Origin of the sequence: Clostridium sp. MCC353 (assembly GCF_018785315.1) — a bacterium.
Lineage (GTDB): Bacteria > Bacillota > Clostridia > Lachnospirales > Lachnospiraceae > CHH4-2.
In genome coordinates this window covers 145,391-171,129 of the sequence record NZ_WQPN01000066.1, presented here as the reverse complement: position 1 = coordinate 171,129, position 25,739 = coordinate 145,391, and the positions used below count along the sequence as shown (strand labels likewise).

The window sequence follows — 25,739 nt, the reverse complement described above, 5'->3', positions numbered from 1 at the left end:
CGACCCCCAATTCCTCTCATCCACGGCCGCCTGCCCCAGATTCCCCGTCTTCATGGCGTCACTCCTGCCAACTCGTTAAACAAAGATTTCCCCGAAATGCATATTTTTTTTGCATACTGCCTGGATTTATGAATTTAACAAAGTCATCTGCTCCGCCTCCTCCAGAATCTCTGCCGGGAAATCCATATAGGCTAACAGCTTCAGAGCATTTTTGGAAACAGCGGGGCCGGAATGGATTTTATATTCAAATGAGATTTCATGATCCTCTATATGTTCTGTAAAATGGTAGTTATCATAATAGCTTTTTAACATTTCGGTCAATTCTATATCATGTGTTGCGACTATGGCAATGCAGTTTCTTTTATGCAGGTATTTCATAATCGCGGCTGATGCGGCCAGTCGTTCCTGAGTGTTGGTGCCCCTCAATATTTCATCAATGATGCATAAAACCGGTTTTTCGTCATTCAGCGCCTGGATGATTCTTTTGAGATACTTGATTTCCCGTATATAATAGCTGTCTCCGGAAGCCACATTATCCCTGACCGCCATAGAGGTGATGACCGTAGAGCGGGGCAGGATGAAGCGTTTGGCCATACAGGTATGAATGCTTTGAGCCAGCAGGGCATTGATTGCCAGAGCTTTGATAAATGTGGATTTGCCGGAAGCGTTGGAGCCGGTAATGATACATCCATTTTCTATAACGGCCGAATTGCACACGGGATCACTGACCAGAGGATGATAAATATCTTTGGCCGTGATTGTATTATTCTCACAAAATTCCGGCGTACACCAGAACGGAAGGGAGGCGCGGAAAGAGGCAGCAGAAATTGCCGCATCGATTTCTCCGATTCTCTGATACAGCCCCATCAATTCTGTCTGATGTCCGATGAGATAGTTCATCACCTTATCATATTGGATGAAATCCCATAAGGTCACACCGAACGTAGAGGATTCCACCATTGTTAACAGGTCGCCCGACAAATTGGAAGACGCTCTGAGCTGAAGCTTGCCGATTTTCAGCAGTAACTTGCGGAAAACGGATAAACTATCTTTTATATCGTGAAACTCATTCTCGTAGTCCAATGTGTCTGTATCTGCAATCTGCCGGGCGGTTTTCATGATTCCGAGAACGCTGCCCAGCATATTCAGATACATTTCATATCGGTTCTTCTGCAATGAGTAGATGACCATATTGATCAGGGCCACAAAGCAGGTAAAGCCCAGGTAAATGTAATTCAATTTTACAATTGCCGGGAGAACGGATAAAAACAGCAGAAGCCTCATAAAGCGGTAATATTCAATGTGAGGAATCTTAAAAGTTTCTAAATTATTGAGATAGGCAGGAATAAAATAACTGTCATTATTCCTGCCTAAATCCGAAATAATGCACCATATGGAATTTCTTTCGTCCGGATGGGAATGAAAAAAATCAATTTTCTGCTGAAATGACCGGAAAGAATCTCCCTGAACGCCAATTCTATGTAAAGTGGAGTACAAAATCTGGTCGCCTGCAAAGGATTTGCAGTTATTGAGCTGGCAGTAAATTTGGTCCATTTCCAGATCATCCCATGTGATATCGTCGATTTGACTGCCGGATGCAATTTTTGACGATGCAAACTCCCAGTCCTTTTCGATCAAATCCCTCTCGAAAGACTGGTTTTCCGGTTTAAGGCCAAAAGATTGGATTACCGCTTCCCTGCGCTCTTTTCTCTTTTGGGAACTGCTTCGTTTGCTTGAAATGAGGGTGAAAATGATAAAAAAGGCGGCAAAAAGCAAAAATAGTTTTGACTGCATAGATTCTCCTGTTCTGGTGATGTGGCCGGTCCTGTGATGGGGACTTCTTTCCTTTTATTTGAACTTTATTATAGACGTTAGGATATGGATTGTCCAGCGGCGGAGAAGGGAAATGAAATTGTTTCTGCGAGGAGAAATGAAATTGTTTTACAATGATTTACCGGGTAAAAATGTTAGCTTTGCCAAAAGGTCTCATAAGCGGTACAATAATAAAGAATGGATGGGGGACGGAGGATGAACATGAAAAAATATTTGAAGTATACTGCACTTGTTTTTGCCGTTTTATTTTTCTTTGCAGGAACCCATATGCCGGCAGTTTTATCCCGGCATTTTATGGTGACGTCATATGCCGAGAACGGCCGGTATGAGAATATAAAGAGAAAACCGGATAAAAAGGAACTGTCAAAAGTCCGGTCAGCCGTTAAAGAGATAAAAAAAGCCTGGAAAGAAAATTACGATAAATATGCCTATGAAGAAACCGAGGACCGGTATGTGGAGATTAAGAATACAAGGCTCGTTAAGATTAAAGCCAATACAACTACAGAAGAATTTAAAAATGTGGACTATATCGTTGAGTTTGTTCTGTTTTCCAATCATTTGAGGACCGCGCCTTATTATATGGACAGCGGTGTATTGGACTGTGTGGTTGTCTATAAGAACGGAAAATCTGAAGTGGTTAGAAATCCAATCAGGATGTATTTGACAAAAACTTATAATCAGGATTTTTCCGGTTTTATACAGTCGGTTACTGACTATGAAGATGCATTTAATGAAACGTTTACTGGGGAATAAAAAAATAGATGAGGAGATTAAAGGATGAATGACTGGTTTACCTTAGATCAGATAGATCCGAATACTTATATAATCAGCGAATACCGCCACTGGGAGGAAACCCATTGTTACCTGTTAAACGGCTCCGAGCGCAGCCTGCTCATTGATACAGGCCTTGGAATCTGCAATATTTATGAAGAGGTCTCCAGGCTGACGGATCAGCCGATTGCAGCCGCGGCAACCCATATCCATTGGGATCATATCGGGGGCCATCAGTATTTTCCTGATTTTTACGCTCATGAGCAGGAATTGAATTGGCTGAACGGGGAATTTCCTCTGTCCATGGAAACCATCAAAAGCATGGTGGTGGACCGCTGTGATCTGCCTGAAGGATATGATGTAAATACCTATCAATTTTTTCAGGGGATGCCTTCCGGGATTTTGAAGGACGGAGACGTGATTGAGCTTGGAGGCCGCAGCGTACAAGTTCTGCATACGCCGGGGCATTCACCGGGCCATATGTGCTTTTGGGAACAGGAGAGGGGATATTTGTTCACTGGGGATCTGGTTTATAAGGATACGCTGTTCGCTTACTATCCTTCTACAGATCCCCAGGCTTATCTCAGCTCGCTGGAAAAGGTATCCGCACTGCCGGTTAAAAGAGTGTTTCCCGCACACCATACCCTGGATATCCAGCCGGAGATTCTCGGGCGGATGCGGGATGCATTCCGGGAACTGGACAGGGAAGGAAAACTGTGCCATGGGAGCGGAACTTTTGATTATGGGGACTGGGCGGTGTGGCTGTAGGTTGCTGCTAGAAGCCGGATAAACTGCCTAACGGGGGAAAAAAACGTGAAAACATCTTATAAGAAAAATTTCATCATACAGTTTTTGATCTCCTATATATTAATATTGACCATTCCCTTGCTCATATTGAGCTATGGCTTTCAAAGAGCTTTTGAAATTGTGGAAAAAGATATAGAAAATTCCCATATCAGCGTCCTGCAGAACAGTGTTAACATAATAGAAAGCCAGTTGGAAGAGATCCAAAGTCTGGCGCTGCAGATGTCGCAGAATGCCCGGATTCAGGAATTCGCTCAATTTCAAAAAGAAGATAAACAGTATGTTATGCCGGCTCTAAAGGTGATTGATGAATATTATAACATGATGCACTATCAAAGCATTGACCTTTTAGGCGATCATTATCTGTATTTTCAGGGTAAGGATTTGATTTTATACCAGAGCACCTTGTACAGGCCGGAAATCTTTGAAAAATATCTGAACGCCTGGGGGAGTTCCCTGGATGGTTGGAAGAGCAAAACCGTAGATCCTGTAAGGCGGATTCCCGGCTTTCAAAAAAGCCATGACACCATAGAATATGTGATGCCGTTTTCCCAGTCCCTTACAGGGGAGAATCAGGGGGTTCTGGTTTTCAGGCTGAAATCCGCTGAATTAAAGAAGATTCTGGATTTTTCCCGGATTTATAATGCGGACAACTATTCTATCATCATCTGTGACAGGAATAATGACCTCATATGGTCCTTCGGAGATGCCATACAATATGAAGATTTGAATGAGACTGCCATTAATGGCGGCTATCTGAAACATAACGGAACCAGCATTATCCAGATATCTTCTCCAAAATCGGGTTGGAATTATAGTTTGGCGGTTCCTGAAAAACAGGCGCTGATAAAGCTGTCGGAACTCAAGAACTTTGAATTTCTGCTGGCTGGAATTACCTTGGCGGTTGGAATTTTGATATCTCTGTATCTGGCTTTTAGAAAAGGTAAGCCCATCAATGAAACTATAAAGATCATGTCCGCCTTCGGCAAAGGACCGGAAAAATATTCGGCTCTGGGAGAGGTGGTTACCGGCATACTGAAGGATCACCAGGATCTGATGGAAGAGGCGGAACAGGACAAAGAATCGGTGAAAAAGGCATTTTTTCACGATTTAATCAAAGCGGAATTTGCCAGCGAACAGCAGATACTGGCAAAGGCTCAACGAGAGGGGCTGCTGGCAGAGGGGACTGCTTATCTTGTCATCTCTTTTGGGATATTCCAAAATGATGATTTCAGTCAGACAGACGAGCAGACGCTGAATGAAGTGAGAATCATCTCCCATTTGATACAGAAACAGTTAGTCTCCAGATATGGGGACAAAATCTGGTTTTACAAATGGGATTACCGGGATATGGTGGCAATTTTGGCAACTCTGAAGACGGCGGAAGAAGAGCGGGCGGAGATAGGACGGATCAGGGAAAATATTCTGCGGGAATACCGAGTGGAAACCAACTGGGGAATCAGTTCTGTCTGCGATCATTTATTCTATCTTTGGAAAGCGGCGGAAGAATCCAGGACTGCGCTGAAACATACGGACGGAGAAAACTGTATTCTGGAATACAGCATCGATCTGGAGAACAAAAATCAGCTTTATTTTCCGGATATCATTTCAGACAGGCTTTTGACTTGTATAAAAACCGGAAATCTTGTGGAGATCGATGAAATTATCAGGTTTCTTGAAAAGGAGAATTTTGAAAAAAGAAGGTGGAACCGGCCGGTACTCATTAAATTCAACAGAAAAGTACTGGAACTGATGTCGGAATTTTCCGGGGAAAATGATAATGCCAATGACTGGGTCCTTTGGCTGAATGAGGCTGTGATCACGTCGGAAGGAAATGTGGCTGAATATTTTAATCGCCTCAGAAAAATATGCCACCAGACAGGCGCTGGCATGGCGGAGAAAAAGAACCGGCAGAGGAAAAATATGATCGACAACATCATCCTGTACCTCCATGAAAACTATATGGATTCCGGCATGGGACTTGCGAAAATTGGCGCGGTATTCAGGATTTCCGAAGGCTATCTCTCTTCCGTATTTAAGGAGCAGACGGGAACGAATTTTGCTGATTATCTGGAAAAAATCCGCATCGACCAGGCCTGTGAGCTTTTGAAAAATGAGAAAATGACGATCAATGAAATTGCACAGAAGGTTGGATATAACAGCGTACAGTCATTCAGACGTGCATTTAAACGGGTGAAAAACATGAGCCCGAAAGAGGCTAGGAATTAAGAAAGGAACCATTTTGAAGAATTCTTTAAAATGGTTCCTTTTTTGGGATACATTTTTTCAGAATGAAGATTTGCCGCTTATTTGTGAAAAAAGGATGTGGTAAGCTGGTTTCATCAAATGAAAAGGCGCGCCAAAATAAAGGCTCATTTGAGGGACGGAGGATTCGGATGTTTCAGGTAAAACGGAAGAAAGGACCGCCGGGAAAACAGAAGGAACTGTGGATACAGATTTACCGGTTCCGATGGTTTTATATTATGTTTTTGCCGGTGATGATTTCATTCTTTATTTTTAATTATATTCCAATGGCCGGTATCTGCTATTCTTTTACCGAATATACACCCTTTAGCAGTCCGGTGTTTGTAGGGTTTGAAAATTTCCGGATATTATTTGGAAGCCCCGCCTTTTGGACGGCGTTTCGCAATACGCTGGAAATAAGTCTGGTCAATCTGGTTCTGAGCCTGGTGTTCAGCGTCGGTCTGGCCCTGTTGATCGATGAAGTGAAGTCCACAAGGTTCAGAATGGTTGTCCAAGCGGTTGTTTATATTCCCCATTTCATGTCATGGGTTGTGGTGGCGTCAATTTTTGTGATGTTTTTATCGCCGAAAACGGGAATTGTAAATCAGATTATCGAGAGTTTCGGCGGAAAACCGGTGTATTTTTTAGCCAGTGAAACATGGTGGCGGCCTATCTTCTACATTGTAAACCGGTGGAAGGAAACCGGATGGGGAACCATTATCTTCATCGCAGCCCTGGCCGGTGTGGACCAGGAGATGCATGAGGCGGCTGAAATTGACGGAGCTTCCAGAATACAGCGGATCTTCTATATTACGCTCCCAGCCATAGCAGGCACCATTCTGGTTGTTTTCATATTAAACCTGGCTAAGGTAATGAACTTGTTTGATTCGGTCTGGGTACTTCAGAATCCCATGGTGATCAATGTTTCCGATGTAATCGGAACCTATGTATACCGTATGGGAATTACCAGCGCGGATTACGGCCTGTCCACAGCGGCCGGTCTTTTTAAATCGGTGGTTTCGGTCATTTTGGTGACCGTGGCTGACCGGGCCAGCAAAAAAATTAATGGAGAGGGGATTTTATGACGGCGGCAAAAACAGGTGAAAAACTATCTTTAAAAAAGGAACACAGGGCCAGAACGCTGTTTGTTATTTTTAACGGCTGTTTTTTGACCGCATTTATGGCGGCCATGCTGCTCCCTCTGCTGAAAGTATTTGTGGATTCCGTAGATCCAAGCAGTGCAGGAATACGGCTGTGGCCCAAACAATGGAGTTTTTCCGCATACCATATGATTTTAACCAAATCGACTTTATACCGGCCTTTTTTCGTTTCGGTGTTTACTACAATAATAGGATGCGGAACGGGACTGATTCTGACTACCCTGGGCGCCTATGTGATCATTCAAAAAAATATGCCAGGAAGAAGGATGATGACCAGCCTGATTCTGTTCACCATGCTGTTTAATGGGGGGCTGATTCCCACTTATTTGACGGTCAGGAACTTAGGGCTGATGAATAACCTGTTGGCTGTGATCATTCCATGCAGCCTGAACGCCTACAATATCATATTGATGAAAAGTTTTTTTGCAACCATCCCACAATCGCTGTTTGAAGCGGCTGAATTGGACGGCTGTTCCCCTATGAATATATTCACAAAAATTGTGCTGCCCTTATCAAAACCGGCGCTGGCGTCCATAGGACTTTTCATCGCAGTAAAACTGTGGAATGAATACATGCATTTCATTCTCTATATCACTGATCCGAAATGGAAGAATTTCCAGGTTAAAATCAGGGATTTAATTTTAAATGACGGAATTTCCGGGGCCACGTCCACGCTGTCCATGTCCCAGGAAATGTTAAAATCAGCAGTTGTAATCGTTGTGGTGTTCCCATTTTTACTGATCTATCCGTTTGTACAGAAGTATTTCACAAAAGGGGTGACGGTGGGAGCTGTGAAAGGATAAGGAGGAGTTTTCGTATGAAGAAAAACAGGATTATGGTTTGGGTATCGGTACTTTTGTCTGCTGTTTTGCTGGCGGGGTGCGGTTCGTCCGGAAAAAATACCGGTGAAACAAAGAATAAAGCCAATGAAAAAACTGAAAGCAGCCGGCAGGATGAGATGGCAGAAGTTAAAAAGCCTGAAAGCATCCGCTGGATGGTACACGACGGGCTTTTGGAAGAAGAGGGAACCACCCAATGGGTGGAGGAGTTTGAAAAGAAAACGGGCATTGAGATGACCTTGGACCGGGTGGCTAATAATGAGTACTCCCAGATTCTGGAACTGGCGTTTGCATCTAATACGGTGCCGGATGTTTTTGACCTTTCCACTGACAAGGTGGCGGTCTATGCAAAGCAAAATGCGGTGGCGGATATCACCGAACTGGTGGAAAAATCAGATTTTTATGATAAAACAGATCCGGCTATCTGGGACTCTATCCGTTTAAATGGAAGAATCTACGGCGTTCCGGCAGAAAAGCCCACTCCATCGGTCACATATGTGAGGAAAGACTGGCTGGACCGTCTGGAAATGGAGGTTCCGGACACCTATGAGGAATTTGTGGAAATGCTCCGTAGATTTAAAAATGAAATACCGGAATGCACCGTTCCCATGACAGGAATTTCAACGGAGTTAGCCAAGTTCTTCCCTGAATTCTGCCAGGGAGCCAACCCTAACTTTGTTAAAAAAGATGGAAAATGGGTGGATGGAATGGGGGAGCCCAATATGGAAGCCGCCCTTACGAATTTAAGAGAGGTTTATGCAGAAGGGCTTCTGGACAGTGAAGTGATCACCAATACTACGGCAAACTGCCGTGACCAATGGTATGTTGGCTCTGTGGGTGTTTTTAACTATCAGGGCGGAAGATGGGGGCAGCAGCTTGAAGAAAGGGTAAAGATGAATGTTCCGGAGGCAGAGGTAATAGCGATTCCTCCAATTGAAGGAGCTGAATACCAGTATATGGGAATGAAGCTGTACTGCATTTCTTCTAAATTAAGCCCGGAAGAGATTGAAGCTGTATTTAATTATTTCATCGCCTATATGCATGACGGACAGGAAGGCCAGATTCTGTTCCAAAGCGGAGTGGAGGGCGTTCATTGGGAACAGGACGGGGAATATGTAAAGCCGCTGCCCAACCTGTCAAACCCCAAGGAAGACCTGAAAAAGTGCTGGATCGATCCCAGAAGGCCGATTTCTCCTCTGGCTCTTGCGGATAAGAAAAATCCTGAGAATGATATGATTGATTCCTCCCTGAAAATCGGGGATACATACTGCAGGCAGAATCCTCTCTATCCCGTCTCGGAAACTTACACCAAAGTAAGTGCAGAACTTACCATGCTGAAACAGGAAATCGTCGCCAAAGTGATGTTAGGAGAATTGACCGTGGAGGAGGGCCTCCAGAAATATAAAGAGGATTCCGCCCGCCTGAATGTGGAGAAAGTGGAAGAGGAGATGAATGCAGGGTGAGAAAACGAACAGTTTTCTGCTAGGATTCCCGGGTAAATGCAGAACTAGTAAAAAAATGACACAAGAAATAGATACTGTCAATTTACAGTTTCTTTGTAAAATGCTACCTTTATAATATTAAATAATCCGTGTACAGCAATGAAACAAAACCTGCAGGCGGAAAGAAAAATCAAACAGACAGGAGAAATGAAATGGCTTTTTGCAGCATTAAAGAATTCGAACAGTATGTGAATGAGGAAAAAGGTTGGACGAAAGCATTTGAAAATGCGGTGGAGAAGCTGGAAGAGAACGGCGGCGGAACCCTCTATGTACCCGCGGGAGAGTATCAAACCTGTTCCATCGTCTTAAAGAGCAATATTACCCTGCATTTGGAGGCGGGAGCGGTCCTTCATTATTATGATGACCGGGAAAAATATGATACAATCCTGATTCCCTATATTGGAAAACCCATGAAGATGTTTACCCCTTTGATCTATGCGGAAAATGCGGAGAATGTGGCTGTTACAGGTTCAGGGACCATCAACGGACATGGAGAAACATGGTGGATGTTAAAAAATGAACTGAGGGCAAATTCGCTCCGGCGGCCTCATACCATATGTTTTAACCGATGCCGCAATGTCCGGGTTGAACATGTCACCCTGATCAACTCCCCGGCCTGGACGATCCATCCCTTTGCCTGTGAAAATGTCCTGATTCAGGGCGTAAATATCAAAAACCCCTATGATTCTCCCAATACGGACGGAATCAACCCAAACAGCAGCAAAAATGTGAGAATCGTAAACTGCGTCATAGACGTGGGGGACGACTGCATTGCCATAAAATCGGGAACGGAAGATTCCGAAAATCCCATGCCCTGTGAAAATATCATAATCAGCAGCTGCCATATGGTTCACGGACACGGCGGAATCGTGATCGGAAGCGAGATGAGCGGAGACGTGCGCAATGTGGTGGTGTCGGACTGTGTATTTCAGGACACAGACCGGGGAATCCGCCTGAAAACCCGGAGAAAAAGGGGAGGTGTGATCGAACAGGTCAGAGTCCAAAATATCATTATGGACCGCGTGGTCTGCCCATTTATCATTAATTTCTATTACTGCTGCGGTGAAAAAGGAAAGGAAAAATATGTCTGGGATAAATCGCCCTATCCGGTCGACAATTCGACACCGGAAATCAGGGATATTTCAATCAGCCATGTGTCCGTATACCGGGCCGCGGCCGCGGCGGGCTTCTTCTACGGCCTCAGCGAAAAAGCGGCTGAAAACATCACACTTTCCGACTGCACCGTCAGTATGGACAAAGAAGGAACCGCAGGAATGCCCGCGATGATGACCAGTATGGAACCGATGAAGGGAAAAGGATTTTTCCTGAGAAATGTAAAAGGAGTAAAACTGCACCGGGTAACTGTAAAAAACTGTAGTGGGCGGCCTGTTGACGGAGATAATACGGCTGAATATGAGCTGAGTTAAGGAGAAATGATGGAGAAAACGAATGTATTGATGATATGCACAGACCACTGGGCTTCTTCCTTTATGGGATGTGCAGGGCATAAAGTCCTTATGACGCCGACTTTGGATTATCTGGCGGAAAATGGACTGCGGTTTACGAATTATTACAGCGAGTGTCCGGTCTGTATTCCGGCCAGAAGAACCATGATGACGGGCCTGTGCCCGAAAAGCCACGGCGACCGGGTGTATTCAGACCATATGGAGATGCCGGACTGCACCACTCTGGCCCAGGCGTTCCGGAATGCCGGTTATCAGGCCTATGGGGTGGGAAAACTGCATGTTTATCCTCAAAGGAACCGAATCGGCTTTGACGATGTCATTTTACAGGAAGAGGGGCGGTATGAAATCGGGGCGGTGGATGATTACCAGATCTGGCTTGGAGAAAATGGTTTTGCCGGCCAGGAATTTCTGCACGGCATGGGCAATAATAATTACTACACAAGGCCCTGGCATCTGACGGAAGAAGCCCATCCTACCAATTGGGCCACAAAAGAGATGATGAAGCTGATTAAAAGAAAAGATCCCACCCGCCCGGCATTTTTCTATCTCTCTTACCAGTTTCCTCATCCGCCTCTGGTTCCCCTGCAGGTCTATTTGGATATGTATGATGAGAATGAAATTGATGAACCTTGTTATGGAAACTGGGAGGAGAAAGAAGAAATCTGCAAAATCCTGTCCGAACCGGAACAGGCGTATTCCAGAAAAGAGATGATCCGAGCGAGACGGGCGTTCTATGCCCAGTGCACCCATATTGATTTCCAGATCCGACTGCTGATCGGGACGCTGAGGGAGTGCGGACTGCTGGAAAATACAATTATTGTGTTTACAAGCGATCATGGGGACATGCTGTTTGACCATCATTTGGTGGCGAAACGGTGCATGTATGAAAATTCCTCCTGCGTACCTCTCGTCATATCCGGCCGGCCGGTTCAGGACCGATACAAGGATGTGGGCAGAGTGATAACGAAATTAGGCGGCCAGGCCGATTTAATGCCCACTCTTTTGGATATCTGCCGGATTCCTGAGCCTAAAGGTATGGACGGGCGTTCTCTGATGTCCGGTATAGAGAGGGAATACCTTTACGGCGAAGTCAGCGAAGGAGTCAAAGCCACAAGAATGATCGTGGATGGGCAATATAAGCTGATCTATTATTCTTATGGGAATGTGACTCAGCTCTTTGATCTGAAAAATGACAGGAAAGAGCAGTGTGATTTGTCGGAGAATCCGGAGTATAGAGAGGTACTGGATAAATTGAAGTCTATTTTAATAAAGGAACTTTATGGAGAGGATTTGAATTGGATCAAAGATGGCCAGCTGGTGGGCATGGAGATCCGGGAGGAAAGAAAGAGGCCGGATTATGGACTTTATAACCAGAGGGGGTATCACTGGCCGCCGCCTGTGGGCTGACAGACTTTAAATGTGTGGCTTTTGGCCGATAGAACCGGATATTATAATTTCCGGTTCTATCGGCTAAAGGTCAATTTTTGGAGATATTACAGCATTCGTTCTGCAGTATTAACAGTGCTCTCTGAGAGCTTCAAAGGACGGATTCTGCGGGCTGTCTATTTTATCTCTTTAGAATCACTACCGGAAAACGATGGTAAATTCCCTGTTTCTTTATAAAGGTCAATAAAATCCGCCAACAGCGCATCTTTCACGAGTTCTCCATTGGTATACAATTCTTCAAGATTAAAATACGCCTCACTTGTATCCTGTAGAATAAAATTCATATCTGCGGTAAGAAAACCATTTTCTACAAAGGGGGCTTTATATTCTGTAATATAATAATCATCTGTATCCGATTTTTTGGATGGGTGATAGTTAACATCATTGAGGTTTTCCCGGGATATCACAAAGCCAATACCGTCAATGCGGCAGGTCATTTTCCTCATCTCCACATTGACCTTAATATCTGTCAGTTCTGAAGGTTCACGGACGTAGCCCGCTTGTTCTAAGACTATAAAACCGGTGGCGGCCATTTTATTTGCATCAAAAAGGGTATTTAATTCGGCAATTTTTTTCTGGGCGTTTATATAATTTTCATCATCTTCCGGTATTACCATGGAATAGTAGTGGAATGCCTCAGTGTATTAGCATTGAATTTCGTACATATGTGCCTGATCAAAAGATTCCTGTGACTTCTGAACCGGCTTTACATACCGGGTATAATACCCAAAAGCCCCTGCACCGGCTGTCACCAGACATAGAACAAGCAGAAATATATACTTTCCTTTTTTCTTTTTCGCATTTGGGCGGATCGGGCTTCCGCATTGATTGCAAAATCTCATATCGTTCGATAATTCTGTACCGCAATTCGGACAAATCATGTTTCCCCAACCTCCCTAATAATCCGCTGCCGGCTTTTCATCAGCCTGATAGACTTTCGAGAAAAAGATACAATTAAATGTAATCTTATTTGTCTCACTGGACATTAATAAAGTTCTGATACTCATGTTGTCGAGATACCACTCATCCTGCCTTCCATAATATCCTAGCCAAAGCGCACTGCCCTCGCTAATAGCCACGCTGTTATTAATTTTTTGATGTTCGTCTGGCGCACCATATTTTTCTTCAAGCTGCGCTGTCAAATCATCGTAACTGCTTATGAATAATTCATGGTTTAACAAGGCGTCCCCCATCAGGTATCCAACTGCATAGAGCTGGTCTTGACTGTTAAACCAATAGATCAGCTTTGCTTCTACATCGTTAAACCTTGTTTTATAAAAAAGAATTTCATCCTCATCCGCAACCAGTTCACTTGTTTCATACCGTTTTACTATCTCCCTGGATTCACCAAAATTTGCATTGCGGATATCACAGTTATCGCGATCCTCAACGGTAATTGTCATATTCTTTTTATCAGACACATTTCCGCTGGGGTCTGACGCAAATACGCTAATGTTATATATACCGGCCCGGTCAGGGTCAAAATCTCCGGAATAACTGATCGTGCATGAGCCGCCGGCATCCTGGGCCGTCGCATATTGTTCTAAGTCAAAGGAAGAACCCTTGGCAATGAATAATTCATTTTTGGAAATGTCGATGATAGGCGCTGTCGTATCGACTACATGGTAAGTAAAGCTGATGTCGCGGTGATTTCTTCTGTTGTTGATCACATCAAAAACTGCTGTATAGTCGCCGGTTTGGCCAGTCGTAAAACCTCCGTCGTCAGCTATGGTGATATCCTTTATACTTTTAGTGTCATATTTTAATGTCTTGAGCAGTTCCTGATTTCTCCCTACTTCAAATGTGTCCTGGGCTTGTTCAACTTTAAAGTCTCCTTCATACACTTTGAAATAATAAAATATAGACGCTGCTGATGTGATGACTATTAGGCTGGATATCACCATAATTGTGATTTTCTTGGCTTTTTTCCTGGCTTTGGCCGACTGGCTATAGTTTGTTGGATTATTATTAACTTCCAGTTCAATTGTTTTTCCGCAATATGGACAGAATCTGCTGCCGTCTGGTATCTCCTTTTTACATTTCTGACATATCATTATGCTTACTCCCTGGTATTAACTTTTTTTGCACTCTATTTAATGATTGTATCATATTTTTTCGAAAAACGATATACTCAGATTACAGTCTGCGCGTGATACTCCTGATATCCTGGTGGTAATGAATTTTCAGACACACTTCAGAGCGGATGAGCGGTCATTCTCCGCCCTTCTCCTCCTCTTTCCGCACCCGGTAAAGAGCCAGTGTACGCTGCTTTGAGGCATCTATATGATGGCGCATTGCGTCCCGGGCGGCATCAGCGTCCCGGCGGAGCAGTTCGGTGATGATCTCATTATGCTGACTGAATACATTTTGGGCATAGGTATTCTGGTTCATAACCGGTTTGTAAACGGTAGACGGGGACATGTTATAATACTGGGTCATTGTTTTGATCAGCCGCTGGTTCCGACTGTGTTCCCAGATAAAACGGTGTAAATCGGCGTTGAATTTGCGCAGGGAGGTATGATCCAGTGTTGCGAAAGCCTGGGTTTCCTGTTCCAGATGGCGGTTCAGATAATGGTCATCTTCCTCAGTCAGGTTAGGGCAGGCCAGGTAAGCAGCCTCTCCTTCCAGCATGATTCTCATATCATAATAATCCGTGATAAATGATTCATCAATGGCCATGACAACCGCGCCTCTGTGTGGACGGAGTTCCACCAGGTTTTCTGCTTCTAAAGCTAAAAGAGCCTCTCTGACCGGCATCCGGGAAACGCCCAGCTGCTGGGCCAGCAGTTCCTGCCGCAGTTCCTGGCCTGGTTTATAAACTCCTTTATAAATCAAAGTCCGCAGCAAATCTATAATCTGTTCCCGGACGGGCTTAACCTGAATGGCATTGACCATAGGATTTTCTTCAAATGTTGGCATAAAGTTACCTCGCTTTCCGTTCTCTCTCATATTTCATTCAATTTTAATTCATCGAATAATTGAAATTCTTGTGTCTATCATAGTCCATTTCCCATTAAAAATCAATTTAAATATGGATTTTGGATCCTAAATTCCACTGCAATTTTAGAGATGAGTGATACATTATTTGGCTGAATACATAAAAATATATAAAAAATAAAATAATTCACTTGATATTTTGTGCAAAATAGATTATCATACAGATATAAGCTAACTTGGATCCAAAATCCAATAACCAAAATCCAATATTTAAACCAGCACAAAAGAGGAGTGCGAAAACAGGAGGGACAAACGTATGACGGAAACTAAAAAATGGTCTTTAAAAGATTGGCTTCTGCCCATGATGAACCGGAATTTTATTTTAATTATTTTAATTCAGACCGCCCACGGACTGACCAGTGAGATGATTAAAATCCCGGTCAGTCCATTGGCAAAATCACTTGGCATCAGCGCATTTGTCATTGGAATATGCGCGTCGCTGTATACGGGCACCACGATTCTGGCACGGCCGTTTGCCGGTTATGGAATGGATAAGCTGAATAAAAAGACAGTGATTATCGGCGCATTTGTGCTGAAGATGATTGTATCTGTTATGTATGCGTTCACCGGGAATGTATATATGTATGCTTTGTGCAGAGGAATCCATGGATTTACGTTCGCATTGTTGGGAACGGCTTTGCCGGCGGCCATTACGGCGGCAGTGGATAAAAAGAGCATGGGTATGGCCCTTGGAATTTTTTTAGCATTCCCTAAATTTGTCAGTTCTTGGGGAGCCAAGATTTCTATGACGTTATACTCCACATACAGTTTCAGAACTGCTTACTTGTCGGTGGTGCTTGTCCTGCTGATCCCTATTCTGCTCACATTATTTGTAAAATTTGATGAAGGCAAGGAAATTAAGATTAAAAAGAAAAAATCCATTAACATTTTTTCCGGAATTTCATTAAAAGCCATGCCGCTTTGCGTATTGAGCTTTTTCATCATGATCGGTTATTACGCCAACAATATATACCGTGTTGTGTTTATGGAAGAACGTGGAATCGATATTGCGACTGCCATCGCCATAGCAGGAATGCTGAGCACGATCACCCGTCTGCTGGGAGGATTTATTGCCGACCGTTTTGGGGCGAAATGGGTTGTGGCTCCGTCTTTTGCAATGTGCGCCGTTGCGGAATTTCTGCTGATCGGCTGCAACAGCTTTTCCGTCTGTGTGGTTTCCTGTGTGTTGTGGGCACTGGGGATCGGCATGTACCTTCCTGCGCTGCAGAGCCAGGTGTTTAATTCAGTGCCGTCCAGTGAGCGCGGGGCCGCCTCCGCCACCTGGTTTATGTGCATGGATTTAACCGGATTTGTTTGTTCTCCTATTCTGGGCCTGATCTGTGACCATATCAGCTATGCGGCTTGTTTTGCATTTTCGGGCGTCTGCGTGGCGGCAGGGCTGGTATATTATCTGACTTACGGACAGCATGTGATTAAGAAGGCGCTGGCCCGTTCTGAAGAGGAACAGGCGGCAAGAGGGGAAAATTAACAGGAACGAGGTGGATTATGAATCGGGGAATAAAGATACGGTGGATTTATGCGGCATGTTATGAAATAAAGCTTCCCAATGGAATTACGATTGTTACGGATCCTTTTATAACCCCAAAGGTGCCAGCCGGGGAGTTTTGTTTGGATCAGATGGAAGGAGCCGATTACATACTTCTGACACATACACATTATGATCATATTTCTGACTTAAAAGAGCTTACATTAAGATTTCATTCAAAAATCGTGGGCGGCTCCATTGCCATGAGGGAATTAATACGGGTATTTGATCTTCCTTTTGACAGCATGTATCCGGTAAACGCAGGGGAGACACTGATATTTCCGGAATTCCGGCTGGAGGTCAGCAGAGCCAGACACAACCTGTTAAATAAACCGGAACTTCCGGCTTCGGATTTGTGCGGAGCGTCCAAGCGGATCTATGGGGTGGATGGGTTTGATGAGATACAGGCGTATGGCTACATAGAAAGTCTGGATTTTATGATCACCTGTTCAGACAACACACGGATCATGATGGCATCGGGCATATCCGCGCTGTTAAACGGATTTCAGACAGCAAAGGAGAAGGCGCCGAACATCCTGCTGCGCCAGACTGCGAATCAACAGCCGCCGGAGGAATACGGTCAAATGCTTTCCAAGTACCATGCGGCAGTGACGCTTCCGTTCCATCACGAAAACCTGGAACGAAAAGGCGGATGGGTGTTGAGCGAATATATGGACCAGGCCGGTCAGGCTCTCAGGAAAATAAATCCTGCCTCCGTTCTGCTGAACCCCGAACCTTACCGGTGGTATCAAATAGGATATGAAATCCTGTAAAAATCATGAAAAAGAGCAACAGAGAGGAGAAAGCTTTAATGTATAAGACTGCTAAGTTAATCAATGGACAGTTTCCGGTGAGCACACCGGAACAACAGGGAATTCCAAGCGGCGCCATAGCTGATTTTTTCAAACAGGTCAGAGAAGAGGGGCTGGAAGTGCACGCTCTGGAGATTGTGAGAAATGGTTATTGTGTGCTGAAAGAAGCCGCCAAACCATATGAGGCGGATAATTATCACAGAATCCTTTCCGCAGCCAAAGGTATTTTGACCACTGCCATTTTGTTTGCGGTGCAGGAAGGAAAGATTACGCTTGACGACAGGCTGGTGGATATCTTTGCGGATGAAGTGCCAGAGGATGTGGCCCCCGGCATGGATAAAGTGACATTATACGATCTGATGAACATGGCAACCGGCCATGACCGCAATATTTTCTATGAAATGAGGGAAACGGATAACTGGATCCAGGGCTTTTTCCGTATTCCGCTGACCTATGAGCCGGGCACAGTGTATGTATATAATAATGGGGCTCCCCATATCATTGCCCAAGTGATTAAAAAGGTTTATGGAATGGATGTACCTGAATTTCTAAAGCCCCGCCTTCTGGAGCCGCTGGGGATTGAGATTTTATGTGATTATCAATGGCTGGGGCAGCTTGAGCCGACAACGATGTGCTTAACGACGGAAGGCTTGCTGCGCTTTTCCCTTTTTTATCTGCAGGAAGGGGCCTGGGAGGGCCGCCAGCTTTTGGATAGGGAACTGGTGCGCATGGTGGGGAAGAGAAATGTGCCCACTGCGGACTTTAAGAAGCCCGCAGACCAGCTGAAACCGGGAGAAGATATCAAACAGGATCACGATCTGAAACGTTTTGGGTTCGGTTTATACGGGACGCCAAATTATTTCGGAGGCAAGCGGTTCAGCGGGGGACGGACCAATCAGGGCATGTATTTCCCGGAGGAAAACATGGCCGTGGCGTTGATGTGCAATGATACGAGAACCGCCAAAATCATGGATATTTTTAAAAATACTATCTACCTTCACTGTTACAACCGGGAGTATCCCCGGATGGAAGAGGGGGTTAAGCGCCTTGAACATGAACTGGTAAGTTTTAACCTGGCTCCTGCCGGAAGCAGTGAAAGCCTGACCGCCGGGGCGGTTTCCAATACTGTATATCAGATGAAGGAAAATGCTTTCGGTATTCAGTCTGTGGCATTTACATTTAAAAAGGACAGGGCGGCGCTGTCAGTATCCGGACCGGAGAGAACTCAGACAGCAGAGATCGGATTAAAGGGACAGTGGCTGGAAAGCCGGAATGGGTATATCATCAGCGGCCCTGAAGATTCCCTGCACAAACGGATTCGGGGTTACAGACCGGATGTGATTGACGGACACCCATTAAATCCAGTGAAGATGAGCGGAGCCTGGACGGGTGAAAATGTCTTTGTATTCTGTCAGAGAAGTGCCGCCAGGATGTCTACAATCCGCTATACGTGTACATTTTCAACAGAAGGGCTTACGATCATCCCTTATCTTTACCACCTGCCCATCGCGCCGAAGGATCAGTGCGTGATTGAACTGGCAGGCTGTAAAGCAACGTGATGAAGGCGAAGGTGTGGGAAAAACGCGGTAGGCCCGGTGGGAAGGAGGGAAATAATCTTGTTTTCCATAGCTCAATGCAGCCTGATAATTTTTGGTATTTGTATTTTACTGTTTGTAACAGAGCGGCTGCCTATGGCCACAACTGCTATTCTGGGCTGTGTGCTGATGGTGCTGTTTGGAATTGCGCCATTTGAGGCTGTATTCGGCCAGTTTGCTTCGAGTTCTGTTATTTTAGTGATCAGCATGATGATTGTGGGACAGGCCATGTTTGAAACCGGAGCTGCCCAGTTGATAGGCGGCTGCATTATGCGGCTGTCAGGCGGCAGTGAACGTAGGATTTTGCTGGTATCTTTGGTTCTCTGTGCTCTTGTCAGTGCATTTATGAGCAATGTTGCGACGCTGGCAATTTTTATATCGGTTCTCAATAACCTTTCCGCTAAAGAGGGGAAAATAGACCGGAGAAACCTGATGATGCCCATCGCCATGGCCAGCGTTGTGGGAGGCGCTTGCACGTTGATCGGCAGCGCCCCCCAGATCACGGCGCAGGGGGTTTTAGAAGAAACGGCGGGCAGAGGATTTGATTTTTTTGACTACGCCCCCATGGGCGCCATTCTGGTTCTGGCTCTCGTCCTTTATGTGATGATAATTGGCTATCCCATGGGAAAGAGGATTTGGTCCCGGCAGGAGAATGAAGATATGGAAGGAGGGGCCGGATGTGACGGGCCGGCTGTTTTCGTGGATAAAAGGAAGATGGGCATTGTGTTCACCATCTTTATTATCATGGGTATTCTGTTCTTTTTAGAACCATTTCCCATTGCGGTTGTGGGCGCGTCGGCAGCGTTAGCCTGTATCATTACAGGCTGTATTTCACAGAAAAAGGCATTGTCAGGTGTCTGCTGGAGTTCGGTGGGAAAGCTGGCGGGCTGTCTGGGAATCATGCAGGCGGTAAATAAAAGCGGCGGCGGCCAGTTGATCGGGGACCTGTTTTTTAACCTGATAGGAAAAGATGTTCCGCCATACCTTCTTTTTGCGTCAATGGTGGTTTTAGTGATCGCTTTGAGTGAATTTTTAACCAACAGTACGGCGCTGCTGATTGTGCTTCCTATGGCCATCAGCGTTTGTCCCGGTTTGGGTCTCAATATCTATGCGTTTGCCATGGGAATTACATTGGGAAGTTCGGTGGCTCTGGCAACACCTCTGTCCTGCACTCCTCTGACTATGGTTACTGGTTATGGATATGGGTTTAAGGATTTTGTCAGGTATTCGCTGCCCTTTGATATTGTGGCGGGGATTCTCATTATTTCGCTGGTTCCGGTGTTTTATCCGCTTTATTTATAAGGGATGGGAAGGGGAGGAAAATCAGGGACGATTGAGCTGATGAAGGAGTAATTAAAAATAGCAGTATATTGAGTGTGGCGCTTTTTAACTTATGGGGCGCTGCACTTTTAGTTTATACGGATTTATAGATTAATTTTAATAGACATATGCAGCGAGAATATAGCAATATAACAAATGCAACAATTAATATAGAAAATAGCAGATGCAACAATTATTAAATAAAATAGTAGTTGAGAAGTTTCTGTATAGGTGATATACTATCAAAACAAGTTATCTTTATTCTAAATCTGCGGGAAGATACTGCAGTCATTTGGCCGTTTCAGCCAATAAAATCCAAGTTGAAAAATTAGTGGTTTTGCGATGCGTAAGTTTTTTGGGATGAAATTTCACGATTGAAGTCATCTCTGTTTTTGATTATAATAAAAGGAGAATACCATATGGATGAAAAACCATTGCAGTGGCATGCGGCATTTCAGGCGGCCCTGCAGATTGAATTGATGGAAGACCGGGAGTTTTTGCAGTTTTTAAAGGAGTATAATTTAAGCGAGAAACCGCTTCAGATCGATACTCTGATCATTAAACTGGAGCCGGGAAGGAAGATTAAAAAGAGTTTGGGACGGATATTCAGGCAGTATAATGTGGTAGAATATAAAAGCCCTGGAGACTATTTAAGCGTCAATGATTTTTATAAGGTGATGGGATATGCCTGTTTTTATCAGTCGAATACGGAGAAAGTGATGGAGATACGGCCGGATGAGTTAACCGTTACGCTGATAAGCAATCACTTTCCAGACAAAACGATCCGTTTTCTGACCGAAAACCATGGTATAACGATAACCAAGGAGTATCCCGGCATTTATTATATGGAAGGTCTTCTGTTTCCGATCCAGATAGTCGTAACTAAGAAGTTATCAAGAGAAGAACATATCTGGTTAAGCCGTTTGAGAAATGATTTAAATATGGAAGAGGATATTGAACCGTTGGCAAGAGCATATGAAGGAAAACAAAAGAATCCTTTGTATGCGGCGGTAATGGATATGATTATCCGGGCCAATAGAAATCTGTACGAGGAGGGAAAGAATATGTGTGATGCATTGAGGGAATTGTTTGCGGATGAATTGGAAGAAGGGATAAAACGGGCGAGGGAAGAAGCAACAGCGGAAGCAATACAGGCCACGATTCTGGATAATATGAAAGAAGGAGTGGCGGCAGAGCGCATCAGTGAAAAGCTTCAAAGAAGATTTAAGATATCCCCGGAAAAGGCCAGAGAATATATGAGTAAATGCGGGGCGGAAGTTTAATATAAAATTTATTATAGTTTAATACCTGAAAATGCCGCTGCCTTTCCTTCACATGTGCTATTATTTAAGAACCAGATATCAGCACATACGGGAGGAGAAAATGCGTTTGACACAGTTGAAATATTTTGTGGAAATATGTGATAGCGGCGGCAATATGACCAGGGCAGCGGAAAAACTGCATGTGTCCCAGCCTGCGCTGTCGAAGGCGGTTCGTGACCTGGAAGAGGAACTGGGGGTGCTGCTTTTTAAGCGCATTAAGCAGAGAATCGAACTCACAGCGGACGGGAATTATTTTTTGGGAAGAGTTAAGGATATTTTGAGGCAGGTGGATGAACTTCCGGAACTGATGCACAGGCAGAAGGATGCCCAGCTGCTTCTTGGAATTCATCCCAGTCTCTCCTATTTTATGCTCGATTTTCTCAGTGACTTTTCTGCGGATTATCCGGAAATTACCGTATTGATGAGCAATGCCTATAATAAAAGGCATAATTTGATCGAATCAGTGAACAGTGGGAAGATGGATGCGGCGGTGGTTGTATTTAATTCTACGAAAAATTATCCCGATGAAGGGCTTTTTAGGATCATCAATTTAAAGAAGACCAAGGTAGTCTATGTGGTGAGCCAGAATCATCCTTTGGCGGGCAGAAAGACAGTCAGTTATGCGGATATAGCGTCTTACCCGCTGTATGGCCACACGACACAAGCGGCTAATGCTATTATGTCTATGGGAATCCAGGCCAAACTGATCGTGAATACCCACGATTTGAGGAATATTGGTGTAATGGTGAGGCAGCAGAAGGGAGGCGCGATTCTTCTTCGGGAGCTGGCCCAGGCTATACCGGGAAGCGCCATTTTAGAATTGGAAGACAATATCTCGGCTAATGTGGCAGTGGTGGTAAAAAAGGAACCGCCGCCATCCAAGCTCTATGTAGTGGACCGCTTTTTAGATTATGTGGATAAAAATAAGGAGCGGATGATGTATCTGTTTAGCAATTAAAAATGGGAAAAAGGATAAGATGGGGAATGCAGCGGCTGCTGTATATTACGGAGAAAGACAGTTTTATCAAATTGTCTCAATGCGTCATATACAGCGGCCGCTGTATTTTTATTCTACGGAGGAAGCTTTTCCAATGGAATAAACATGCCTTTTTATACAGGTATTGCTAATTATGGGATCGCTTAAATACGGATAAGGCCAGCATTAGGAGATTTTGCCAAGGAGGCGGCCAGCCTCCAGCCGGATAATCCCTCTGGTGAGTTTATTCGTTATGAAAAGATAATTGATTAAATTTATTAACTTATCGGAAATGTCGCTTTAATTTGGAAAAAATATAGAAAAGTTAATAAAAATAGATTATTAACTTGATGAAATATCAGTATTTTACAATTAAAACTCCGTTTGCTATGCTTATTTTATAAAAAGGGTGAAAAAGTGAGTGTGCATAGCAACAATTCAGACAGGTCTGTGCATTTACTGTGCCTACACATTCAGCCGGAAAAAATGCTGCCGCGGGCAGTGGAATGGAGGAGAAAATGAGCAGTTTAAGCGGACACAGAGTTAAATTTGCAAAAGAATTTACTGCGGTTTATTTAAGAAAGGATTATAAGGGCGTTTTCATGGATAAGGTGCCTTATGAGACAGAGACGCCGACAATTCCGAGAGGGGAAGAATTTTTGATCGGCGTAGGAGCCCTTAAAAAAATGCATTCCCCTGACATTGAAATCATTTGTGACGGAGACATTGCAACCGTTGATTTTACCGTGTATACGAATCAAACGCCTCAGGAACAGATCTCCCGCCAATGGTATTTTGTACAGGGGCCCAAACATCATTGCGAATTAAAAGTCGGAAGCAGAGAAGCGGTGGTGGACGGACGAAAAACGGAACTTCTGGCAGAACCGGAAGAGATGGACGGCGTCATTTACCTGCCCTATATCAGCCTGATGAAGGCCATGGGAGCTTCTGCTTACAGCTACAGGGGAAAAATGACGGCGGTCAGCTTTGAAGACGGGTTTACCTTTGACAGTTCCAGCACACGTTTATTCCGGTATTACAATATGGTCCTCAGAAATAAGGTATACGGGGATGTTTACGGATGTTTTTGGTTTGAAGCAGGAAGGCGCCTGATTCCATACCGCCTGTATATCCCGACTTCTTACCGGCCAGATCAGCCGCATAAAGCGATCTTTTATTTCCACGGCGGCGGAGGCAATGAGGACGCCATGTTTGAGCGGACCATGGACTATGCCCAGGAAGCCGCCCAGCGCCATGGATTTGTGCTGGTGGGGACCAATGGATATATCAGGAGTTCTTTCTATGGCAGTCTGGTGCCCATTATACAGACTTTGGACGCCATTGATCCGGAGCAGGTGGATTACGATAATCCGGAAGGGTGGCCCGAGGAGACGGTGCGCCTCCGCCAGTTGTCCCTGGAATGTATCCATGAGGAGATGGAGGAAATATTTAAAAAGGTAAATTTGGACAAGGATAACCTGTTTGCCACCGGCAATTCGGCCGGATCTGTTGCATGTATGCATTTTGCGTTAAATGAGCCGGAACTGTTTAACGGAATCTGTCCTACCGGCGGATTTATCAACTATAATTTCTACGATCTGGAGAAATTTAAAGCTCTTCACGGGGATGATTATATGATGCATATTGTGGGGACAGAAGACGACCATGGATTTGATTTTTTGCTGAGAGGGCACGAGAAGCTGGAAGAACTGGGAATCCGCTATCAAAAGGTAATTATAGGAGGGGGCAATCATTCCAATGCCTGGGTGAAACCGGGAAGCATTGATGTGATGATGGATTTTTTCAACCATAAGACAAGGGGGAAATGAGTATGGAAAAGGCAGCGGCAAATGAAAACGGTTATTTAGCGGCCATAAAGAAGATATGTACCACCCGGAATTTCCTTTTGATGATGATTTTGCGGGCCGTATTTTCCGTAGCCATCGATTTATCCGAAACGATAGTCAATTCATTCGGAGATTCTTTGGGGGCAGGCGCTATGCTTCTTGGTGTTCTGGCCAGTGTTATGTCGGTCATGAAATTTATTGGAAGGCCGGTGGCAGGGCGTTTTGTAGACGCTTTTACCAAGCCCAGGGCCTGTCTGGTGGTCTCGATTGGGGCGTTTGCAGCGGTTCATGGGCTGTATATGATCACTGATAATGTGGTGATGTTTGCTATTTCCAAAACCCTGTATGGATTTGTAAATGTATTTACAACGGTTGCGATTTCAGCGGTGGTTGCGGCGGTTGCGGGAAGAAAAGCCCTTGGCACCGCTTTGGGTGTGTTTGCATTTGTTCCCAAATTGGTAAGAAGCGTGGCTCCCATGATCAGCGTATGGCTGGATGCCAGGTTCGGACCGAAAAGCGTGTTTATCGGTACGATTGCATTGATGGGTGTATGTGTTGTAATCGCTATGCTTTTGGATACCGGAGATATCTTCATGGGTAAGAAGAAGGCAGCAGGGAAAAAGGGATTCAGCATCCATAATTATATTGCGTTTGATGCTTTGGCTGTCTGCGGTGTACGTTTTTTCTCCAGTTTTATGTTTGTGCTGACAAAGACTTATCTTGTAATTTATGGAAAAGAAGTGGGATTTGCCAATGCGGCCATTTATTTTACCATGTATTCGCTTTCATCCATGTGGGGCGGTCTCATCGGCGGGCCTTTGTATGATAAGAAGGGAATCGATTATATCATGTATCCCATGCTGCTTGGAGCGGGCGGGGCTACTTTAATGATTGGTTTCGGAAGTTCTGACTTTTGCTGCATGGCGGCCGGTATTTTATTCGGATTTACCTATGGGATGTCCAACCCGGCATGTTCGGCGGCGGCCCAGAAGTCGGTTATGCCTGACAAACGTGGAATCGCGGCGGCGACAAATCTGCTGGTGCCGGATGTATGCAGCATTGTCACCGGAGTTGTGATCGGTTTCATGGCTAATGCATGGGGATATGCGGGCACATTCCGGGGAATGGTAGTATTCCCGGCTGTGGGAATCGTGGTATATACCATGCTCAGAGGATTTATCAAAGAGCGGACGGCGAAAGTGGAGGCAGCTATTGCGGCGGCCATAGAGGAAGAGGAGAGACAGTAAATCAGGTATGAC

The 25,739-nt window shown here is 44.7% G+C and carries 21 protein-coding genes; 16 read left to right on the top strand and 5 right to left on the bottom strand.

Features of this window, described 5'->3' with window-relative positions:
• Nucleotides 1-126 precede the first annotated feature (126 nt).
• Complete coding sequence (locus GPL15_RS13475) at nt 127-1,794, bottom strand: hypothetical protein (RefSeq protein ID WP_215699196.1); 1,668 nt, start codon at nt 1,792-1,794, stop codon at nt 127-129.
• A 240-nt stretch (nt 1,795-2,034) separates the two neighbouring features.
• Here GPL15_RS13475 and GPL15_RS13470 point away from each other — a divergent pair, with 240 nt between their 5' ends.
• From GPL15_RS13470 to GPL15_RS13435, 8 genes are all read left to right on the top strand, one after another.
• Entirely contained in the window at nt 2,035-2,586 is a 552-nt protein-coding gene (locus GPL15_RS13470) for a hypothetical protein (protein ID WP_215699195.1), read from the top strand.
• Nucleotides 2,587-2,610: 24 nt separating this feature from the next.
• Nucleotides 2,611-3,372 carry an MBL fold metallo-hydrolase gene (locus GPL15_RS13465; RefSeq protein ID WP_215699194.1) on the top strand — a complete coding sequence of 254 codons (762 nt, stop codon included), beginning with the start codon at nt 2,611-2,613 and terminating at the stop codon, nt 3,370-3,372.
• 45 nt (nt 3,373-3,417) lie between these two features.
• Complete coding sequence (locus GPL15_RS28025; RefSeq protein WP_215699193.1) at nt 3,418-5,637, top strand: AraC family transcriptional regulator; 2,220 nt, start codon at nt 3,418-3,420, stop codon at nt 5,635-5,637.
• A 167-nt stretch (nt 5,638-5,804) separates the two neighbouring features.
• Complete coding sequence (locus GPL15_RS13455; protein WP_215699192.1) at nt 5,805-6,737, top strand: ABC transporter permease subunit; 933 nt, start codon at nt 5,805-5,807, stop codon at nt 6,735-6,737.
• Entirely contained in the window at nt 6,734-7,615 is an 882-nt protein-coding gene (locus GPL15_RS13450) for a carbohydrate ABC transporter permease (RefSeq protein ID WP_215699191.1), read from the top strand. Before GPL15_RS13455 ends, GPL15_RS13450 begins: the two co-directional genes overlap by 4 nt.
• Before the next feature lie 14 nt (nt 7,616-7,629).
• Nucleotides 7,630-9,114, top strand: a complete 1,485-nt coding sequence (locus tag GPL15_RS13445; protein ID WP_215699190.1) for an extracellular solute-binding protein — start codon at nt 7,630-7,632, stop codon at nt 9,112-9,114.
• A 191-nt stretch (nt 9,115-9,305) separates the two neighbouring features.
• Complete coding sequence (locus GPL15_RS13440; RefSeq protein WP_215699189.1) at nt 9,306-10,580, top strand: glycoside hydrolase family 28 protein; 1,275 nt, start codon at nt 9,306-9,308, stop codon at nt 10,578-10,580.
• A 9-nt stretch (nt 10,581-10,589) separates the two neighbouring features.
• The gene (locus GPL15_RS13435) at nt 10,590-12,026 is read left to right on the top strand and encodes a sulfatase-like hydrolase/transferase (protein ID WP_252198386.1); all 1,437 of its coding nucleotides are present in this window, start codon (nt 10,590-10,592) and stop codon (nt 12,024-12,026) included.
• A 155-nt stretch (nt 12,027-12,181) separates the two neighbouring features.
• Here the strand turns inward: GPL15_RS13435 and GPL15_RS13430 are convergent, their stop codons facing one another.
• The 4 genes from GPL15_RS13430 to GPL15_RS13415 form a co-directional block, all read right to left on the bottom strand.
• Nucleotides 12,182-12,682 (bottom strand): hypothetical protein, encoded by a 501-nt coding sequence (locus GPL15_RS13430; protein ID WP_215699187.1) that lies wholly within the window; start codon nt 12,680-12,682, stop codon nt 12,182-12,184.
• A 27-nt stretch (nt 12,683-12,709) separates the two neighbouring features.
• On the bottom strand, nt 12,710-12,946 hold the full coding sequence (locus GPL15_RS13425) for a zinc ribbon domain-containing protein (protein ID WP_215699186.1): 237 nt from the start codon (nt 12,944-12,946) through the stop codon (nt 12,710-12,712).
• 15 nt (nt 12,947-12,961) lie between these two features.
• A complete protein-coding gene (locus tag GPL15_RS13420; RefSeq protein ID WP_215699185.1) occupies nt 12,962-14,119 on the bottom strand; it encodes a zinc-ribbon domain-containing protein in 1,158 nt (385 codons plus the stop codon).
• Nucleotides 14,120-14,276: 157 nt separating this feature from the next.
• A complete protein-coding gene (locus GPL15_RS13415) occupies nt 14,277-14,984 on the bottom strand; it encodes a GntR family transcriptional regulator (RefSeq protein WP_215699184.1) in 708 nt (235 codons plus the stop codon).
• Nucleotides 14,985-15,318: 334 nt separating this feature from the next.
• Here GPL15_RS13415 and GPL15_RS13410 point away from each other — a divergent pair, with 334 nt between their 5' ends.
• The 8 genes from GPL15_RS13410 (at nt 15,319) to GPL15_RS13375 (ending at nt 25,727) form a co-directional block, all read left to right on the top strand.
• A complete protein-coding gene (locus GPL15_RS13410) occupies nt 15,319-16,551 on the top strand; it encodes an MFS transporter (protein WP_215699183.1) in 1,233 nt (410 codons plus the stop codon).
• 17 nt (nt 16,552-16,568) lie between these two features.
• Entirely contained in the window at nt 16,569-17,381 is an 813-nt protein-coding gene (locus GPL15_RS13405; protein ID WP_215699182.1) for an MBL fold metallo-hydrolase, read from the top strand.
• Nucleotides 17,382-17,419: 38 nt separating this feature from the next.
• Complete coding sequence (locus tag GPL15_RS13400; protein ID WP_215699181.1) at nt 17,420-18,979, top strand: serine hydrolase; 1,560 nt, start codon at nt 17,420-17,422, stop codon at nt 18,977-18,979.
• Between the two features lie 57 nt (nt 18,980-19,036).
• A complete protein-coding gene (locus tag GPL15_RS13395; protein ID WP_215699180.1) occupies nt 19,037-20,317 on the top strand; it encodes an SLC13 family permease in 1,281 nt (426 codons plus the stop codon).
• A 437-nt stretch (nt 20,318-20,754) separates the two neighbouring features.
• A complete protein-coding gene (locus GPL15_RS13390; protein ID WP_215699179.1) occupies nt 20,755-21,618 on the top strand; it encodes a 3-isopropylmalate dehydrogenase in 864 nt (287 codons plus the stop codon).
• A 106-nt stretch (nt 21,619-21,724) separates the two neighbouring features.
• Nucleotides 21,725-22,615 carry a LysR family transcriptional regulator gene (locus tag GPL15_RS13385; protein WP_215699178.1) on the top strand — a complete coding sequence of 297 codons (891 nt, stop codon included), beginning with the start codon at nt 21,725-21,727 and terminating at the stop codon, nt 22,613-22,615.
• 536 nt (nt 22,616-23,151) lie between these two features.
• Entirely contained in the window at nt 23,152-24,462 is a 1,311-nt protein-coding gene (locus tag GPL15_RS13380; RefSeq protein ID WP_215699177.1) for a hypothetical protein, read from the top strand.
• Between the two features lie 2 nt (nt 24,463-24,464).
• Nucleotides 24,465-25,727, top strand: a complete 1,263-nt coding sequence (locus tag GPL15_RS13375; RefSeq protein ID WP_215699176.1) for an MFS transporter — start codon at nt 24,465-24,467, stop codon at nt 25,725-25,727.
• The last annotated feature ends 12 nt before the right edge of the window (nt 25,728-25,739 follow it).

Bases quoted from the DNA above. Each gene is read 5' to 3' on its own strand.
- GPL15_RS13400 (WP_215699181.1), top strand. From the start codon at position 17,420: ATGTATAAGACTGCTAAGTTAATCAATGGACAGTTTCCGGTGAGCACA.
- GPL15_RS13390 (WP_215699179.1), top strand. From the start codon at position 20,755: ATGGATGAAAAACCATTGCAGTGGCATGCGGCATTTCAGGCGGCCCTG.
- GPL15_RS13375 (WP_215699176.1), top strand. From the start codon at position 24,465: ATGGAAAAGGCAGCGGCAAATGAAAACGGTTATTTAGCGGCCATAAAG.
- GPL15_RS13420 (WP_215699185.1), bottom strand. From the start codon at position 14,119: ATGATATGTCAGAAATGTAAAAAGGAGATACCAGACGGCAGCAGATTC.
- GPL15_RS13445 (WP_215699190.1), top strand. From the start codon at position 7,630: ATGAAGAAAAACAGGATTATGGTTTGGGTATCGGTACTTTTGTCTGCT.
- GPL15_RS13405 (WP_215699182.1), top strand. From the start codon at position 16,569: ATGAATCGGGGAATAAAGATACGGTGGATTTATGCGGCATGTTATGAA.
- GPL15_RS13465 (WP_215699194.1), top strand. From the start codon at position 2,611: ATGAATGACTGGTTTACCTTAGATCAGATAGATCCGAATACTTATATA.
- GPL15_RS13430 (WP_215699187.1), bottom strand. From the start codon at position 12,682: ATGGTAATACCGGAAGATGATGAAAATTATATAAACGCCCAGAAAAAA.
- GPL15_RS13455 (WP_215699192.1), top strand. From the start codon at position 5,805: ATGTTTCAGGTAAAACGGAAGAAAGGACCGCCGGGAAAACAGAAGGAA.
- GPL15_RS13380 (WP_215699177.1), top strand. From the start codon at position 23,152: ATGAGCAGTTTAAGCGGACACAGAGTTAAATTTGCAAAAGAATTTACT.
- GPL15_RS13415 (WP_215699184.1), bottom strand. From the start codon at position 14,984: ATGCCAACATTTGAAGAAAATCCTATGGTCAATGCCATTCAGGTTAAG.
- GPL15_RS13475 (WP_215699196.1), bottom strand. From the start codon at position 1,794: ATGCAGTCAAAACTATTTTTGCTTTTTGCCGCCTTTTTTATCATTTTC.
- GPL15_RS13435 (WP_252198386.1), top strand. From the start codon at position 10,590: ATGGAGAAAACGAATGTATTGATGATATGCACAGACCACTGGGCTTCT.
- GPL15_RS13470 (WP_215699195.1), top strand. From the start codon at position 2,035: ATGAAAAAATATTTGAAGTATACTGCACTTGTTTTTGCCGTTTTATTT.
- GPL15_RS13440 (WP_215699189.1), top strand. From the start codon at position 9,306: ATGGCTTTTTGCAGCATTAAAGAATTCGAACAGTATGTGAATGAGGAA.
- GPL15_RS13410 (WP_215699183.1), top strand. From the start codon at position 15,319: ATGACGGAAACTAAAAAATGGTCTTTAAAAGATTGGCTTCTGCCCATG.
- GPL15_RS13450 (WP_215699191.1), top strand. From the start codon at position 6,734: ATGACGGCGGCAAAAACAGGTGAAAAACTATCTTTAAAAAAGGAACAC.
- GPL15_RS13425 (WP_215699186.1), bottom strand. From the start codon at position 12,946: ATGATTTGTCCGAATTGCGGTACAGAATTATCGAACGATATGAGATTT.